Here is an 18873-nt window from a genome sequence, read left to right as displayed (position 1 = left end):
ATACGGTAGTTAACTGCAACTAGCCTTTGACGGAACCGATCATGACGCCTTGTACGAAATAGCGCTGCAAGAACGGGTACACCACGACAATTGGCAAGGTGGACACGATGATGACCACATATTTCACAAGTGCGGCAATCTCTGCCTTGTTATTCATAGCAATGGCCATATCGCCGCTGATCGCAGCCCCTGTGGTCTCAGCTGTCATTTCTTGCAGAACGAGAATTTGGCGCAGCACCATTTGCAGCGGATATTTCGTCTCGTCATTCAGGTAAATCAATGCTGGGAAATAGCTGTTCCAATGGCTCACACCATAAAATAAGGCCATTACCGCAATAATTGGCGCTGATAATGGAATAATGATAAGGCCGAACAGTTTAAAGTTCGTACAGCCATCCATATAGGCAGCTTCATGAAGCTCCTTGGGAATGCTGGACTCGAAAAACGTGCGGGCGACGATGATATTCCACACCGAGGCCGCTACCGGCAAAATGAGTGCTCCGATGGAGTTCATCAATCCCAGGTTTTTCACCAGCAAATAGGTAGGAATGAGACCGCCATTGAAGAACATTGTGACCAGGAACATACCCATGAAAAACTTGCGGCCAACGAAGTCAGTTCGACTAAGCGCATAGGCCGCCGGCAGCGTAACGACAAGGTTGAGCAAAGTACCGAGAAAGGTGTATAGAAGTGTATTGCCATAGCCATTCCAAATCTTCATATTATCGAATACAAGCCCATAACCTTTGAAATTAAGCCCCTTGGGGAACAGCCACATCTCACCGGTGCTCACATACTTGGGATCGCTCATTGAGGCGCTAATAATATACAATATGGGGTATAACACCACGATCAAAGCCAAACTTAGAAACACGTAGTTCATTATAAGAAAAATCCGGTCACCCTTCGTCTCCTTCACTGCAGTGGCAGCAGCCATAGATTACTCCTCCCTTCTTCTTGTCTACCACAAGCTCGTTTGACTTGTGCGCTTGGCAATTTTGTTGACGCTAATCAGCAAGATGGCGTTGACCAGCGAGTTGAACAGGCCTACGGCTGTCGAGAAGCTGTACTGCGCGCTGACAAGCCCCGTGCGATAGACAAATGTAGAAATCACGTCGGACGAATTGATGTTCAGCGGGTTTTGCAGCAGTAAGACTTTCTCATAACCCACGCCCAGAATATTGCCCACATTCAGAATCAATAAAATGGTAATCGTCGGTATAATTGTCGGAAGATTAATATGGATAACTCGTTTGAAACGGCTCGCTCCATCCACGATGGCTGCCTCATGCAGCTGAGGGTCTACGCCGGACAGCGCCGCCAGATAGATGATAGTCCCCCAACCTGTGTTCTGCCAAACACCCGAAAAGACGTATACGGTCTTGAACCAGCTCGGGTCCGTCAAGAAAGCCGGTGCATGGATACCGAACAACTCCATCAACTTCACGATAATTCCGCTTGATGGAGACAAGAAGGTAATGACCATTCCCGCCATGACGACCACAGAAATAAAATGCGGTGCATAGGTAATCGTTTGCACGCTTTTCTTGAAAAAACCATTCCGCACTTCATTAAAAGCTAGCGCCAATATAATGGGAAGCGGAAAACCGATTGCAAGCTCATAAAGACTAAGGCTAAATGTATTCCACAATAAATCCCAGAAGTAGTAGGAATGAAAAAATCGCTCAAAGTGCGCGAATCCTACCCAGTCACTCCCAAAGATCCCCTTGGATGGCGTGAAATTTTTAAAGGCAATCTGAATCCCGTACATCGGTCCGTATTGGAAGATCAGGAAATACAAAAAGGCTGGGGCGATAAATAAGTACAGTTCCCAGTTTTTCTTCATTCTCGAACGTAGTGAACTGCTGCTTGACACCTTCGTGTTTCTTGCTGTTTGATGACTCATTGTACTCATTTGCTTCATCCTCTCCTTTCTCTGCATGTTGGTTGCTGCTAACGCTTTCATTCGTCTTCTAAAGTGTAGAAAAAAACGAGGGCTTTCGTAAATATGTGAAATCTGCATTGTCATTCTTTAGCGCTTCAACGCCTTGATAATCAAGGAATTATCAAGTGCAAATCATACATATTGTCAATTACAACGATCTGTGTGAATCTGTCTAACGAAGTTAATTAGGAATAGTTGATCTTAGGTCATCATTTCTACTTCATAAAAGGAGGTTTTTATTCTATGACTAGAAAAGCAGCTCATCTGATCTCACACAGTCACTGGGATCGAGAGTGGTATATGCCGTATGAGCGTCATCACTATCTACTGACCGAACTGATGAACGATCTACTAGACACGCTGGAGCACGACCCTGAGTACCTTTATTTCCATTTGGACGGACAAACCATTATTATCGAGGACTATCTACAGGTTCATCCTGAAAAAAGAGAGCAGTTGGAAGCCTACATCCAGGCTGGGCGCATCATCATAGGTCCTTGGTATGTCCTGCAGGATGAATTCCTGACCAGCTCGGAAGCGAACGTTCGTAATCTGCTGATCGGACATCAGGATGCGGCCAAGTACGGCGTCATTTCCAAGTTAGGGTACTTTCCTGATTCTTTTGGCAACATGGGTCAAGCGCCACAATTGTTAAAGCAAGCTGACATTGATACGGCCTTGTTCGGACGCGGTGTGAAACCAACCGGTTTCGACAATGTCGTCATCGATATGGATAGCTCCGGCTATGAATCGCCGTATTCGGAGATGTATTGGTCGGCCCCGGACGGCTCCAAGGTCATCGGAATCCTGTTCGCCAACTGGTACAGCAACGGGAACGAGGTTCCGGTCGATCCCGAAGCTGCCAAGGCATTCTGGGACAAGCGTCTTGGCGATGCACAGAAGTATGCGTCTACGTCGGAGCTGCTGTTCATGAACGGCTGTGACCATCAGCCGATCCAGCAAGATCTGAGCCAAGCTCTCGAAACTGCCAAAGCGCTCTATCCTGATGTGGATTTCATCCACTCCAGCTTCGAGCAGTACATCGATGCGCTGAGAAAGCAGCTGCCTGATGATCTGGTGACCATCCAGGGCGAGCTGCGCAGCCAGCATACAGATGGCTGGGGTACGTTGGTTAATACGGCGTCCGCCCGTGTCTATCTCAAACAGCTGAACCAGCTCGGGCAGACACTGTTAGAGAAGGGCGCTGAGCCTCTAGCAACGCTAGTCCATCTGGCGGGCGGCAAAGCCTACCCGCATCAGCTGCTCACCCATGCGTGGAAGACACTGATGCAGAACCACCCGCATGACAGTATTTGTGGATGCAGTGTGGACGAGGTTCATCGTGAGATGGTCACGCGCTTCGACAAGAGCCGGCACTTGACTGAGACGATTATCGACGAAAGCTTGCAGGCTCTAGCTGGACGAATCGACACAGCAAGCGTTGCTTCCTGGACGAATGACAGCCTGCCGGTCACGGTCTACAACATGACCGGCTGGGAGCGTACAGGTACTGTCCGCATCGAGCTCATCGTCGCCAAATCCCACTTCAAGGAAGGCCCGAATCCGCCCGCGATTGCGGAGAGGCTGTCCCAGATGCCACTCCATTTGGATAATGGCGTGCTGCTAGACGACCTAGGCAGGGCCATCTCAGCTAAGGCGGAGGATCTGGGTGTACACTTCGGCTACGAATTGCCGAAGGACAAATTCCGGCAGCCTTATATGGCGCGCAGAATCGCACTAACCTTCGAAGCGCAGCAGGTTCCGGCGCTGGGCTACAAGACGTGGGCCTGGGTTAGCGAGCCTTCAGTACCAGTCGAAGCGCCACACAGTCCGTTAATCGTGATGGATTCCGGCATGGCTAATGCGCATATAGCCGTCAGCATTCACTCAGATGGTTCTTACGATATTACCGACAAGGATACAGGCCACACCTATCGAGGAATGGGTGTGTATGAAAACTGCGGCGATCTAGGCAACGAGTACGTCTTCCGTCAGCCTGATGGAGACGTTGCCTTGACGACCAAAGGACTACCGGCGCAAGTGAAGTTGGTAGAAGCGGAGCCTTACCGAGTTACCTATGAAATCAAGCATACTTGGTTCATTCCGGCTTCCGCATCGGAACTCTTCGAAGAAGAGAAGCGGAAAATGGTTCCTTTCCGCAAGCGAACGGCTTCGCGCTCAAACGAGTTGGTACCGTTCGAGTTGACCACCCGTATCAGCCTTGAACAGTCCAGCAAAGGCGTGATGGTATCGGCGTCCTACAATAACCAAGCCAAAGACCACCGCCTGCGGGCCCTGTTCCCTACTGGGCTGACAGCAGCGACGCATCTGGCTGATTCGATTTTTGAAGCTGCCGAGCGCGATACAAGGCCAGCCAAAGAGTGGATTAATCCGAGCAACGCACAGCACCAGCAAGCTTTCGTCAGCGTATCGGATGGCACACAAGGCTTGATGATCGCGAATAAAGGCCTGAACGAATATGAGGTCTTGCGAGATGGCAAGAACACAATCGCAGTTACGTTGCTCCGCAGCGTGTCCGAGTTGGGAGATTGGGGCGTATTCCCGACACCAGAGGCACAATGTCTTGGGAATCATACGGTCGAGTTCGCGATTTATCCGCATGCTGGCACAGCGATCCAATCCGGCGCATTCGCCTCGGCGTATCAATTCCAATCACCGTGGTTCCATACGACTACGATTGGGCCGCAGACGGGTTCGCTACCGACAACCTATCAAGCGCTGGAATGGCGTGGTCCATCCCTCGCTCTATCGGCATTCAAGATGTCCTTCGATCATGACGATGTCATCGTGCGACTGTACAATCTTGCTCACGAGGCTGATCAAGTGACACTCAAGCCTTCATTCCCGGTCGCTAGGGCCTACCAGAGCGATATTCTGGAACGCCGACACGATGAGGCTCAGCTCGTAGACGGGCTAATCCAGTCCACGGTGGGCAAGTGTGAGATTATCACTTACGCATTTCAGCACAAGCAGCCCTAAATACTCTTAAACCCTAAACCTTATACCACAGGAGGAATACATCCATCATGAATTTACCTGCTTCCATTACCGAATTTCTGAACGAAGCCGAGCAAAAGCTGGCACACAACCCAAAGCTGCAAAAGCTCTTCAGAAACTGCTTCCCGAACACGTTGGAAACAACGACAAAGCTGCTTAACGACGGCACCACCTTCGTATTTACCGGAGATATTCCAGCCATGTGGCTGCGCGATTCCACAGAGCAGGTTCGTCATTACATTCCTTTCGCCAAGCAAGATAAGGACTTGCAGCGCATCATCAGCGGTCTCATCGCGCGTCAGATGTTCTACATCAACATTGATCCTTACACCAATGCTTTCAATGAAACGGCAAGCGATAAGCACTACCGTGATACCGATGATTGCGACCTGAATCCGTGGATGTGGGAGCGGAAGTATGAAATCGACTCGCTCTGCTTCCCTGTACAGCTTCTTTACGCTTATTGGAAGGAAACCGGGATTACCGACATCTTCACCCATTCGGTTTATCAGGCGCTGACTTCCATTGTGAACGTCCTGATTACCGAGCAGCATCATGACCAAAAGTCACTGTACCATTTTACGCGCCAAACAAAGCAGCATACGGAAACGCTCCAAAATAACGGGCGCGGTCTTCTGTCCAACTACACCGGTATGACCTGGTCAGGCTTCCGTCCGAGCGACGATGCCAACTTGTACGGCTACAACATCCCGGGCAACATGTTTGCCGTCGTGATCCTTGGCCATATCATCGAAATGGCTGCGGATATTTACAACGATACGCGCCTAGCTGCTCGCGCAGAGAAGCTGCGCAAGGAGATCGACTTCGGCATCCAAACCTTCGGCATCGTGGACCATCCGAAATACGGCAAAATTTATGCCTACGAAACGGATGGTTACGGCAACTACTGCCTGATGGACGATGCAGGCACACCGGGCCTGATCACGATCCCTTACATCGGCTACACCGGCATCGATGATCCAATCTACCAGAATACACGTAAGTTTGCGCTTAGCTTCGATAATCCGTATTATTTCGAAGGCAAATACGCCAAAGGCATCGGCAGTCCGCATACGCCGGGCGGCTACGTCTGGCATATGGCCTTGTCTGTGCAAGCGTTGACTTCTAACAATGCAGACGAAATTAAAGAGCTAATCCAGACGCTGATCGATACAGATGCGGATACCGGCTACATGCACGAAGGCTTTCATCCAGATGATCCTTCCAACTTCTCGAGACCCTGGTTCGCCTGGTCCAACAGTCTGTTTGCTTCATTGATTTGCAAGGCTATGGACAAAGGACTCGTCTAAGCACAGTCTTATCAATGACAAACTCCCCGTTAGCCTTTACCGGCATCGGGGAGTTTTTCTTTTGCGCTTGATAGGTCTGCAAGCATCCCGCAGGAGCTACCGAATGATCTAATGATTCATTGTACCCTAGAGCATGTATCAGCCTTCTCCGGGCATCCTACCGCCTCCTATGCTCATTCACGTGTTCAGACGGAAAGTTTGCCTTTTCAGAGAAATAACGGACTATAGGTCCACTAAAGCCATGAACATAAAAAAGGCGTAAAGGTCAAATTCACCTCTACGCCCGCTTCTATACCGTTTAATGTCTAGCTAGTTTCGTCATACTTAGCTGTTTTTCCAACGATCGTAAGCTTTTTGATAAATTTCTTGGAAACGGTCCGAACCCATTTTCTTCAGGGTTTGAACATATTTATCCCAACCGTCCAGCGATTCTTGTCCAGTGGTGAACTTCGCTTCCATCTGCGCAACATACGTAGTAAGGTCGGAACGCAATGCCGCCACTTCGCCGGATTCCGCTTCCGTCAAGTACAAGGCTGGGAAAGGTACGCGTGCGCCACGATCCAACAGCTTCGTTTTGGACTCATTTTCCACCCATTTGGAGAACTCGTCCTTCACAGGCTCATCCGGTACAACCATCGGTGAAGCGATACCGAAGTTAGGTGTAATCTTGGAGCGATACGTTTCTCTATCTTCTCCATTTGGTACAGGCAAATACTCAATTTTCGTTTTGGCGCTATCCGAGTATTTCCACAGAACACCCTCTGGCCCTTTGTTAAACAGCATTTGGCCTTCTGGCGAGTACATATAATCTACCCAGCGAATCGATGCTTCCGGAGAACGATTCGATTTGGAGATCGCAAATGTGCCTGTAGAGAAGCCTTTATTACTAGCAATAGCCGGAGCGCTCACCTTGTCACTACGAACTGGGCTGAACATGACGTCCTCTGTGTTAGGCTTCCCGCCATGGGACATGTAGGCATGCCAGTCGGAGAACAGAAGCACCTGATCGTTTTTAATCTTAGCCTTTTTCTGGTCATCCGTCTGTGAGAAGGATTCGTGATCCAGAAGGTTGTCGGCCCAGAGCTTGTTGAGGTACGTTACGTAGCCTTTATATGCGTCTTCAGCAGGTGTATAGTGAACTTTTCCTTTATCATCTACATACAATTCTTCCTCGTATGCTCCAAATGCGCCAAGAATCCACGTACGGATATCTCTCAGCTTGATGCCTGAAGATGAGGACAACGGAATCTCATCCTTCTTGCCGTTCTTGTTCGGATCTTCATCTCTGACACGTTTGAGCAAATCGTACAGTTCATCCGTCGTCTCCGGCAGCTTAGTCACATTAAGTTCCTTCAGCATTTTGCCATTGTACCACATCGGATTACGGTACCACGGCTGAAACGGCTCGATGCGTGGAAGCGAATAAATATGGCCATCTGGTGCTGTGATCGACTTGCGAATTTCCGGTTTATCAGCCAGCACTTTCTTAATGTTCGGAGCGTATTCATCGATCAGCTTCTCCAAAGGAATCAAAATGCCTTGGCTTCCGTAGTTCAGCTCTTCAGCCTGCGTTAGTTTCGAAGCAAAGAAAATGTCCGGATAATCACCGCTTGCGAAAACAAGGTTTTTCTTCGTATCGAAGCTGTCTCGAGGCGCATTGCGGTAATCGATCTTGATGCCCGTAAGCTTCTCCATCTCTTGCATAACCGGCATGTCCTTCCAGTTCTGAATCCCCATATCCGGTGCCATGATCGATAAGGTCAGCGGGCTCTTCACGATCGGGAACCCTTCTTTGTTCAATGAGCTTGCCTTCGAACTTCCACTTCCGCTTGCAGCGCTTTCGTTCTCTTTTTTAGTTGCGCAGCCGCTCAATACGGACAGTGATACTGCTAACACGAGTGCGGACGCCACGATTTGCTTCTTTCTCTTCAACATTGCATGTCCTCCCTTATGGTCATCTTTGAATCCGTCATAATTAACGATGGCCCTAACGATCCAGGCTCTTTTCATTCATTATGATCACGCTTGCAACATATCCTTGCGAGACATCACTGTCTTGACGAGAATCAAGCTGCTAGCGCTTACAAATTGAAGATTAAACTTTGCAGCAGTTTTAGTAAATATGTCGATTTTGTGCTGTCAAAGATCATATGTCTGCATGAACCCAAGGCATGATGGTTTTGATAGATCTGGCTACGCTATTAGGCTGGCCACCGAATATGTGATTTTTGTAAAGGTTTTAGCTAGAGCAAAACATACACATTGTAACTTTTTAACTACAATTAATAAAGAACAATCTCAGTCTACACAAGGAATTTCGTCCACAAAGTATTGTCATAAGTGCATGGATGCTCAACATAAATAATAATAGATCAGAGAGAATTGACTGTTTGAAATAGGAGGTACAATGATGAAAGAAAATAACGAATTTCCCCGAAGACCTTCCGTCCAGCCATCGCAGCCTCTGATAAATGATCAGCGGCCTAACGGTCATTCCCCTACACAATGGTCATCTGTTAAACCGGACGCTTCTCATTCGCAGACTGTCGGTGAGCGAGGTCCTGTACTGGAACAAGACAGCATTCTGCATGAAACTCTGGAAACTTTTATCCATGAAAAGATGCTTGAAAGGCCTGTGCATGTCAAAGGGTATGGCGCTTTCGGGTACTTTCAGACCGTTCATTCCATGACGGCATACACACAGCTTTGCTTTCTTCAAAGTCCTGGTCAGCAGGTCCCTGTCACCGTGAGGTTTTCCTTTGCTATAAGCAACAAAGGCACTCCGGACACATCCCGCAATGTGCGTGGATTCTCCACCAAGTTTTATACGGAAAAAGGTGTTTTTGATCTCCTGTGCAATCACATCCCCGTTTTTGCGGTACGTGACGCCATACGCTTTCCGGAGTTTATTAAAGCCTCCCTGCCATCGCCAGTAAATAACCTCACAGATCCTGAACGATTGTGGAGTTTCGTAGCTAGAGCACCCGAATCCATTCATTTTCTTGTCCGGCTTTACTCCGACGCAGGGACGTTAAAGAGCTTCCGCCACACACCTGGCCACAGTGTTAACACCTATGTTTGGAAGAATGCAGCAGGCGTCCGCACTTATATTAAATATCATTGGGTTCCTTTCGCTGGCGTACAGTACATAGACAGTCACGAAGCGGCTCAATTGGCATCTGAGAACCCGGATTTCTCAGGCAAGGACTTGAATGATCATTTAGCAGCGGGAAAAACCGTAGAATACGGGCTTTATGTTCAGCTAATGAATCCCTCAGATGAAGCCACTCTTCCATTTGATCCATTGGATGATACCAAAGTTTGGGATGAACGGCAATATCCGCTGCTGCCGGTTGGTCGACTTGTGCTGAACCGCAATCCTGATAACTATAAGGAGCAAGTAGAAAAAATAGCCTTCTCACCAGCCAATTTATTGGAAGGTGCCGAATTATCGGACGACAAGATGCTGCAGGGGCGTACCAATATTTACTGGGATTCTCAGCGCCGCCGAATGGGTCCGGATTTCCGTAAGGTTCCTATCAACCATCAGGCTAATTGGTCCCCTGATTCTCTTGTAACTAGCGGCAATGGGAGATACGTGGACGGTCATCTTATGCGATCGGACATCCCGAAGCAGGATGATTTTACACAAGCGGGCCAGTATTACTACTCACTCTCTCCTGTGCAGCAAGATCACTTGATTGCTAATCTCTCTGGCGACCTGTCCGGTATATCCCAAGAAACACAAAACATTGTTCTGAGCTATCTATACAATGCCTCAGCTGAACTAGGTGAACGGGTTGCTCGAGCCGTTCAAAAGCATGAACAAGGATAATTTATAACCAAGATGATTCCTATATGCTATAGGGGTCATCTTTTTTATTTACAAACCTCACTTCTGTCCTTCTGCTGAGCAGCTCGACTATCCCTCTTGCGATTATCTGAACGCCTCTCTCAATCAAATCCTCATCCACTTGAGAGATACTGAGACGGATCACGTTGTCTTTGGTGAAATCAGGAAGATACATGCGCTCTGCATGATCCACCAACACATGTTGATGCTTAAGGTGTTCCTGCAGCTGCTTCGCCTTAATCGGTATAGGCAATCTGATCGTGGAATAGAATCCGGATAAAGACCCCGAGTAGGTGGCGACAGCAGTCAGCCACTTCTGGAAAGCTTGCTGGAGGAGCGTTGCCTTCCTGCTGTATAACTTCCTCATGCGCTCGATATGCGCGTTGAACATTCCGCTCTGAAGGTAGATCTCAAGCGCGCCTTGCGTTAGCATCGGCGTATGTACGTCTGCTGCAAACTTGGCTCGCAAGAAATCTTCCCGCAATGCGTCAGGGAGTACGGCTAAACCGAGTCGGAGACCAGGCAGCATAATTTTCGAGAAGCTTTTGACATAAATAACTCTGCCAGAAGGATCGTAGGCAAACATCGGGTCTGCCTTCAGATTCGAGTCTAAGTCCCCCATATAGTCATCTTCAATGATATACACATCATATTGCTGCGCTAATTCGACGATCTTTCGCTTCGTTTCATTCGTATGGCTGTAGCCAGTCGGATTGTGAAATCTAGAGACCATGTAGAACAACTTAATATCGTTATGCTTAAAAAGCTCTTCCAACTGCGTAAGATCAATGCCCTCGTTCCCTACTTCTATCCCATAAGCCTCGCTGCCATGCTGACGAATAGATTCAATAAACCCAGCATGCGTGGGCTGCTCTAGACATATATTACGCTTGCCGCTTGGAAAAGGCAGGGATACCAGCAAATGCAGAGCTTGCTGCGAACCGGATACGACATAAACTCTCTCGGGTATCGTGAACACCTGAAGGTCTTGCAGATGCCGAGCCAGTTGTACGCGAAGCGACCCAAGCCCTTGAATGTCCGAGTACGTGAACATCTCTTCTTTATATCGTTCAATGGCCTGATTCATACAGTGTTGGAAATCCCGATAGGGCATGGCCTGTCGATCAGGTCCAGCTGAGAGGAAGTTAATTGTGTCATGCCCTCCCTCAATCTTTTCCCGTCTACGGTAGCCCTCCACGACATAGAAACCGCTCTGGGGCACAGAATAGATGATATGCCTTTTCTCTAATTCACCATAAGCTTTCATCACCGTATTCTTACTGCAAGCAAACTCCTGGGTTAAAACACGAATAGACGGCAGCTTGTTCCCCGGCTTCAATGATCCCTCCTCGATGCGCTTCATGATCTGATCCACAATCTCTTCATACAGCATGTTGTTTATCCCCTCTCCTTCAAACTGTAAGGGTACAATTCAAGAATAATCCCATATAAAATTCCTGTCATTACTCGTATACTCAACGTGAAGAAAGTAAATAGTTGCCATTTTAAATCAAAGAGGAGTGATGCAAGATGAAAAAAATGAAGATTATCGTTCTACTGCTCGTTGCTATGCTGATTACAAGTACAGGCTCCTTTGCCAGTATTGCGAGCTCAGCTAGCGCTAAGCCTGGTATCAAAGAACTCCATGTGGAAGAATTATTCCATGGGATTTCAGGTACAATCGTTATCAAGAATCTGAAGACGGATAAAATGTACACGTATAACCTCCAGCGGAGCAATCAGCGTTTCACGCCGGAATCCTCATTCAAAGTTCCTAACGCACTAATCGGCTTGGAAGAACACGCCGTGGAGGATGAGTACGAAGTCAAACGTTGGGACGGGATCATTCGGGAATTTGACGTCTGGAATCGGGATCATACGTTAGCTTCCGCCATGAGGAATTCCGCTATCTGGTATTACCAAGCGATGGCTCGGGACATTGGCGCTGAACGGATGCAGAACAATCTCAATCGAATTGCGTATGGCAATCAAGACATTAGCGGTGGAATCGATAAGTTCTGGTTGAACAGCAGCCTAACCATTTCGGCACAAGAGCAAGCTCAATTCATGGAGAATCTCGTAGAAGAAACGCTGCCTTTCCATGAGCAAACGATGAAAACGGTCAAACGTATCATGATCGATAACGAACAGGACGCATACACCGTTCATGGCAAAACAGGGACAAGACTATCTGATCTAGGTCTCGGATGGTATATCGGCTATGTAGAGACGGGTAAAACTTCATGGGTATTCGCCACCAACGTGGATAGCAGTGGTACGACCGCTAAGACAATTACGCTCGAATGTCTCAAGCAATTACACATTTTATGAGACTCTTTCTATTATAATCATGCCATCAATTGACTTCTACGCTCGCTAGTTGGGGAACGAAACGATAGCCTTTCGAAATTGTCGCTGTCGTTTCGTTTCAACATTCTCCATTCTGCTGCGATTTTAGTCCAATTGTTCGATTAATTGGGCTATTTCTTTATCATAACCTTCTGCCCCTGGAGGGAACCATCGTATTGCGCATTGCGCTAACCAAGATATTTTCAAAATGTACAGCAAATTCATAACCCCCGAAGCAACATAATGCTTCGCGTCTATGCCTAGTGATTCAAGCAGGTTAGCCCTATTAAGCACTAAAGGTGCATAAATGGGTCGCTGCCAATCAATTACCTTCAATCTTCCGTTCGGATGCACAAAAATGTTTCCACAGTTCAAATCCCCGTGTACTAAGCCGCTCCTTGATTGAATCACAGCTTTAACCGAGGCGTCTATGCAAAGAGTTGCTATTCTATTGATTCCTTCTCGATCTGTCTGTTGGAATGTTCCACGCTGAACTAATAGTTCAAGGTCACTTAAAAGCGAGGCGCTAAAAATTTCCCAATCTACTAGGTTACCAATCTTATATAAAAATGGGAGATTTCCTCCAATTTGAGAGAGTTGATGCGTAGTGTTATCAATGAATCTCAATGCTTCATCAACATCCATAATCATTTCGGACACACAAGGAGCATCGATCATTTCTAAAAGCAAGGCATCTGGAACATCCTTTTGTTTAATAGCTCTAGTTCTTACTAAAAGTGGAGAACTTGCTTCGCGATAAAATTTATCTTCAATAGAAGGTTCTGCCTGTACTTTATAAATGATAGTCGATGTATCGCTCATGCGAATGCGTTGAACACAAGAGAGAGGCCATTCGTGAAGTGTTGCTCGTTCTGCTACGGAAGATCCCAATATGGATGCAAGTTCTTCGTCATCATGTAATAATAATTGGAAGTAAGGATGTTTGTACACGAGAAACACCTCTCAGTTAAGTTAGGATTACATACGCTGTTCTTCTGAATAATTTCACCCCACTGGGGAAACGACCATACAATATCGGAGTATCCAAATTCTGAGGAGTGAACGTAATGTACAGACTAACGTTAGAAACCGCAAAATATTTAATTGAAGTCGCCGAGCAGAAAGCAAGACAAATGGGACTGAACAGCAATATCGCAATTGTTGATGAAGGTACGAACCTGATCGCTTTCCATCGAATGGACGGCGCACGAATTGCTGGTATCGAAATCTCTCAAAGCAAGGCTTGGACTAGCGCAGCCATGCAAATACCGACAGCCAACCTTGCGCAATCGGCACTTCCAGGCTCTCCTTCATTCGGTATCAATACGACTAACCACGGTAAACTTACTATCCTAGGCGGAGGCATACCACTCATCAGCAACGACAGAGTCATCGGTGCCATCGGTGTAAGTGGGGGCACCAGCGCTCAAGATATCGAAGTGGCCAACGCCGCAGTTTATGCATTTACCAGCATGCATAGTGCTAGAGACCCTTGGACGGCTAGTGCCCGTATTGGTTCTAACCAAACGATCAGGTAACCGCCTCTTCTGAGGTTTCATGCCGAATTACTTCGTCGCTAACGGACACTGCCGTGTTTATTTGAAGAAAACGAAGCCTATCTGAATTCTAACGGACTCCAATGCAGTTATTCATGCGAAACTCGTCTAATTAGGTTGTCTATGGATCAATTAGCGACTCTGGAGTCCGTTATACATAAAATAGGGGGCAATTATCGAAAATAACGACAATGATGTCCGTTATACATAAAGGTACAATGTTGACCCGTTGCTTTGTTTATCGGAGACAAGTATCCACACACCATTTTCTGTTTAAACATCTAATATTAAGAAATCATGACACAACCCTCACCGCATAGACAAACAGCGGCAGACTAAGACTTGAAATAAAGCCTTAGAATGCCGCCCCTATTTCATTTGGCATCGAGAACAAGCTGATCTCATCCTTTTCCAACCGACTCACCCTGAATCAGACTCACATAAACGCGCTCATGCTCCACTTTTTCTCCCCCAATCAGCTTAATAAGCTGCTCAGAAGCCAAAGCACCCCACTTGCGTTTGGAGTAATCAATCGTTGCGAGTCGCGGCTGGGTATATTGCGTCAGCTCGATGTTATCGAAACCGATGATGTGAATGTGTTCACCAATCCGGAAATCCGTTTTCAACAGTGTATTGTACAGGCCAATGGCCATTTCATCGTTCAGGCAAAAAACGGCAACCGGTTCATTATATTCCCGCATAATTTGCTCGGCGGCTCGTTCACCGGAATCCTTATTGAAATTACCCTCAATCTCGACATAAATCAAATCGGAATGCCGCTCAATGGTTTGTTTGGTTGCCTGTAACCGCTGTTTGGAGTCGTAGGAATCTTTTGGCCCTGTTACAACATACAGCTTCCGATGGCCTCTTTCGATCAAATATTCGACGGCCAAAGTGGCACCTGCTTTGTTATCCAGAAGAACATGGTTCACGTTCGGATGGTTCAATTCCCTGTCCAGCACAACCAATTTATGTCCACGGTCTGCCAATTGCAGCAGTTCTTCGCTAGCGAACGAGTGGTCCAAGACAACAGCCCCGTCAATCATCCGCTGTGGCAGCAAACGGTGAGAGTAGGAGCCGCTGCAGACGATCAGATCATAACCTCTTTTGTTCAGTACTTCTTTCATCCCCTGCAGAATTTCCCCGTAAAACGCCCCGCTGAAATCAGTCAAATAAACACCGATGATTTTGGAGACCCGCTTTTTTAACGTTCTTGCCGCGGCATTCGGAACATAGTTCAGCTCGCTGGCTATCTTCAAAATCCTTGCACTCGTTTCCTCCGTTACCTTGGGGTTTCCGTTGAGCGCATAGGATACGGTCGAGATTGAAACGCCCGCTTTTTTGGCAACATCTTTAATGCTGATCACAAAAACCGCTCCTAACATCTACACTTTCGTTTTCTTCTTACTATATCATAAAGAACTTTTTAAAAGGAAAAAGGCGATCCTTAAGATCGCCGATTTTTCTTACAGATACACCTCAATGACATTTATTTCTTCACTAGTAAGCGTGTTAAGATCCAGCGCGCTGATGCGGAGGCCACCCTGGCGATAACGGTTGGCGGTTGCTTCGGCAGTCACTTCTTTCTTATTTACCGTCACATAACTAACGGAACGCTCTTCTAAATGATAGATGAATGTCATATGGCGTCCCAGCACTTGGAAGTCGAACTGCAGACCATCTAGTTCTTGCGGAAGCACGGGATCGATAACCAGATCGCCGCCCTCCAAGCGAATACCCAGGACATTCGAGATCAGCTGGTTCATATAAATTCCCGGACCGCTGGAGTAAATTCTCCATCCGCCTTTGACAGGCACGGCGCCTTCTTTCAGCTCCGCAAAACGTTCCTGTGCTTCGTAACGCGTGCCAAACTTCCCATCCGAGCTGCTGAAGTAGCTGTTGCTCTGACGCAGTTCCGCGTTCGGAACAACACTTTGGATGCCGACTGGATTAATCATCTCGAGTCCCTTCCAGGCTTCATCGGCTTTGCCCAATTTGGCCATGGCCTCGACGAAACGGATGTGAGCGTGGACGTATTGCAGCCCGATCTCTCTGCCGAAGTTAGCCGCTTGCTCAGCCCGCTTGAAGTTCGTGCTGATACCGCCGACATAATTAGCTGGGCGATTCATTAAGCGGACGCCGTCTGGATAATACAGTTCTTTTTTAATGAGATTATAATGGGAATTGGCCTGTTCTTCTGTTAAAAGCTCGCCGATCATACTGCGCGTCATCGGAAGCAGACGGTATTGAATCCCTGTCTTGTTATCCGTAGGATGCAGCATCAGTTCCGCTTTGCCTGGCTCCTCCATGTATACGAAGCCCGGGATGACGTCCGTTCCCAGCATGTAGCTATTGAAATCAGCCTTAATTCCTGCGGCCAAATCCCTTAGCTCCGCTGCCATCTGTTCATCGGCTTCACCAAGCGCCGCGGACAATTGGTTGAACACCTGATAAGTTAAAGCAACAGTCCAACTACTAACCATATATTTCTTTAGCTGCGCATTAGCCGGCTGAAGCGTATCATCCCAATCACCATCGCCATAGGAGGAAAGATGAGTGCCATGAAGAAAATGATGTTTGATGTAATCAATTTCTTTTTTGGCGTGATCAAATAACGTCGCTGGCTCTTCCGTAAATTCGAACACATGTCGCTTCGTATACGGAACTTTCTCCTGAAGAATACCAAAGTCTCGGGTAGCAGCCAAATAATCGCTTAATACTTTCAGCGGCCACACGATGATATCGCCATGGCTTTCTTCCTGTTGAATCGCCGCATAGCGGTCAAACATAAACCATTGAGGCCAGTTGCCGTCATCTTCGTACTGATGCGAATAGACGGTTTTGAGAATGTCGCGCACTTCACCGTATTTTTGCGTCGCAAGGAAGTATTCAGCCGGGCCTTGGCACACATCGCGTGTTCCCCAGGCGGCGCCCCCATACTGCTCCAATCCGTGAGGGACGGAGTAGTGGACTAGCATATTGTGTGTATACCACCAGGCAAGCGTATTGACTTTCTCCAAGCTGTCAGCTGCACCACCGTTCTGTGACAGATGGAACCCGTTCATCACACTGGCAAGAAAGTCCCGGTAACGCGCGATCTCAGCCGTGGTGTCTACATCTGTGAAAGGCAGATCTTCATCCCGCAAGAGACCCTGAATGGTCAAGCTCCATTCGCTGCTCGTGCCAAGCTCCATGACAACTGTGGAAGCGGCAAGGGGTTGGATGTTTTGCGCTAGCAAAGTTTCATTGCCAACTCTCATATCCGCGCCTGCAACGCGCACTCGGTAGCACAACTGCGGCCAAACCTTCGCGCTGTCGGACTCAGGAGACGCATAGAAGGACAATGTTTGTCCTTCCTGCTTACAGCTGAATGAAGATTCGTATTCATTGTTGTTCATCGTGACCTGATTCGTTACGAGGAAACGATAAGCCTTGCCGCTTTGGGAACGAACTTGCAAATGGATTTCCGGTGTATCTACGGTAGTCAGGTTCGTGATAACAAGGGTATCGTCCACCATTTTGTAATACCAGCGCGCATAGTTGAAACCAAGTTCAAACATCGACGGCATGGTGAGCAGACGGTATTCGCCTTGAACCTCCACGTAAATGCGCTGCCCAGATGTTTTCATCACATTTAGAGCATTCCGCGCATTCGTCAACATTTTGTTGAACGACGTGTTTCCGACAACCACCTGTGAATTGAAGATACCGTACATATAGGAAGTCGTCGTCATGACATCTTCCTTCAGGCGAGCATTATCGCCAGACATGAGGATATGACCATGCGGGCGCTCTACGAGAAGCTCTTTTTCCTTCAGAATAACGTGTTCATGGGTATCCGTGAAAAAGGATAGCAGTCTTTCACCGTCAAACTCTTCTTGACGTCTGTTCGGGAAATAATGAGCAATCTCATCTTGCGTCATTGACATGGTGCTCAGTGGCTCACCGAGATGACCGAAAAAAGTCACCTGATCGAGCTGCTGGTTGAATTCATGGTTTTGAGCACTAGCTTCTTCCCATGCGCGTAAGATTTCAGTCTTGTCTACCAGGCCCTTAATGGTCTCAGGGTGATCCGGCTTGAACAAGCCGTAGAAAACAAAACGTGCCGTACCCTTCACCTTCACACGTTCGGATTGCAGCGCCGTGAATGCGAATTCGTACTGGTACACCTCGTTCGCAAGCGTGTTTTGAGTCAACGCTTCAGGTACGTTTGTTTCCTTGTACGATAAACCGTAGAACTGGAAACCATCCGTCGAATATCCTACTAATTTGGTTAAACCACCTTGCTGCAAGTAGGGAAATGCCCCTTGTTGCGGCATGTTTTGACGAGAGCAGACAGCAAATCCGTTTACGCCGTTTTCAAAGGCCGCGTGGTCGATGTACTGTGATAAATAAGCTTCGTTACTGCGGACAGCACCTTTATCAGCGAGTCCGACATCCTGACCGTACATGACGTCAACTTCCGCGTCTTCCCCCTTCACCTGGACTTCCCAGAACCACATGTCCTGCGGTGTCAGATGAAAAGTTAATTCGTATTGGAGTCCTTCAGCCAAACCTTGCCAAGATACTTTGGATTCCGAGTACTGCACTTTGCTTACTGAGCGCGCGCCCATCAGCGGTACAATTTTGATTCCATTAGAAGAGTGTACACGCAAATAAAGGTTATTTAGTGATCCATCAACGGGATTAGCAACCCATTGGTTAATCATTATGTTCTTATACATTATTTCGCGAATATCCCCGCTGCTAAGGAAGGAAAATTGCAAATTTCCCGACTTCAGTTGAAAATCCGCCTGTTCGGCAGCTGCCATGTTGTTCACTCGCTTTCCTCATGCTTACTTT

At 47.6% G+C, this 18873-nt stretch carries 12 protein-coding genes; 5 read left to right on the top strand and 7 right to left on the bottom strand.

All coding sequences use genetic code 11. From position 1 onward, the window contains the following. Positions 1-19: 19 nt before the first annotated feature. A complete protein-coding gene (locus AC58VC_RS19045) occupies positions 20-937 on the bottom strand; it encodes a carbohydrate ABC transporter permease (protein ID WP_497370401.1) in 918 nt (305 codons plus the stop codon). A 24-nt stretch (positions 938-961) separates the two neighbouring features. Further along, positions 962-1906: an ABC transporter permease gene (locus AC58VC_RS19040; protein WP_497370593.1), complete on the bottom strand. Its 945-nt coding sequence runs from the start codon at positions 1904-1906 to the stop codon at positions 962-964. Between the two features lie 282 nt (positions 1907-2188). On the opposite strand from AC58VC_RS19040, the gene AC58VC_RS19035 reads away from it, so the two are divergent. Together AC58VC_RS19035 and AC58VC_RS19030 are read left to right on the top strand one after the other, a co-directional pair. After that, positions 2189-4945, top strand: coding sequence for an alpha-mannosidase (locus AC58VC_RS19035; protein WP_497370592.1), 2757 nt, complete (start codon positions 2189-2191; stop codon positions 4943-4945). Between the two features lie 47 nt (positions 4946-4992). Further along, positions 4993-6273: a glycoside hydrolase family 125 protein gene (locus AC58VC_RS19030; protein ID WP_497370399.1), complete on the top strand. Its 1281-nt coding sequence runs from the start codon at positions 4993-4995 to the stop codon at positions 6271-6273. A 324-nt stretch (positions 6274-6597) separates the two neighbouring features. On the opposite strand, the gene AC58VC_RS19025 is transcribed toward AC58VC_RS19030, so the two are convergent. Then, positions 6598-8208 (bottom strand): extracellular solute-binding protein, encoded by a 1611-nt coding sequence (locus tag AC58VC_RS19025; protein WP_497370398.1) that lies wholly within the window; start codon positions 8206-8208, stop codon positions 6598-6600. A gap of 475 nt (positions 8209-8683) precedes the next feature. Here AC58VC_RS19025 and AC58VC_RS19020 point away from each other — a divergent pair, with 475 nt between their 5' ends. After that, entirely contained in the window at positions 8684-10108 is a 1425-nt protein-coding gene (locus AC58VC_RS19020) for a catalase (RefSeq protein WP_497370397.1), read from the top strand. A gap of 19 nt (positions 10109-10127) precedes the next feature. On the opposite strand, the gene AC58VC_RS19015 is transcribed toward AC58VC_RS19020, so the two are convergent. Next, entirely contained in the window at positions 10128-11519 is a 1392-nt protein-coding gene (locus AC58VC_RS19015) for an aminotransferase-like domain-containing protein (protein WP_497370396.1), read from the bottom strand. 146 nt (positions 11520-11665) lie between these two features. On the opposite strand from AC58VC_RS19015, the gene blaOXA reads away from it, so the two are divergent. Beyond that, the gene (blaOXA, locus tag AC58VC_RS19010) at positions 11666-12457 is read left to right on the top strand and encodes a class D beta-lactamase (RefSeq protein ID WP_497370591.1); all 792 of its coding nucleotides are present in this window, start codon (positions 11666-11668) and stop codon (positions 12455-12457) included. Positions 12458-12580: 123 nt separating this feature from the next. Here blaOXA and AC58VC_RS19005 read toward each other — a convergent pair whose 3' ends face one another. Continuing rightward, positions 12581-13426 (bottom strand): phosphotransferase, encoded by an 846-nt coding sequence (locus tag AC58VC_RS19005; RefSeq protein ID WP_497370395.1) that lies wholly within the window; start codon positions 13424-13426, stop codon positions 12581-12583. Positions 13427-13542: 116 nt separating this feature from the next. Here AC58VC_RS19005 and AC58VC_RS19000 point away from each other — a divergent pair, with 116 nt between their 5' ends. Continuing rightward, complete coding sequence (locus AC58VC_RS19000; RefSeq protein ID WP_497370393.1) at positions 13543-14013, top strand: GlcG/HbpS family heme-binding protein; 471 nt, start codon at positions 13543-13545, stop codon at positions 14011-14013. 419 nt (positions 14014-14432) lie between these two features. Here the strand turns inward: AC58VC_RS19000 and AC58VC_RS18995 are convergent, their stop codons facing one another. Together AC58VC_RS18995 and AC58VC_RS18990 are read right to left on the bottom strand one after the other, a co-directional pair. Further along, entirely contained in the window at positions 14433-15398 is a 966-nt protein-coding gene (locus AC58VC_RS18995) for a LacI family DNA-binding transcriptional regulator (RefSeq protein ID WP_497370392.1), read from the bottom strand. 99 nt (positions 15399-15497) lie between these two features. Next, positions 15498-18842, bottom strand: a complete 3345-nt coding sequence (locus tag AC58VC_RS18990; protein WP_497370590.1) for a GH36-type glycosyl hydrolase domain-containing protein — start codon at positions 18840-18842, stop codon at positions 15498-15500. Positions 18843-18873: the final 31 nt, after the last annotated feature.

The sequence above is a fragment of the Paenibacillus sp. J22R67 genome, from assembly GCF_059692175.1.
The sequence above is the reverse complement of the archived record's forward strand: the minus strand, read 5'-3'. Positions and strand labels throughout refer to the sequence as shown.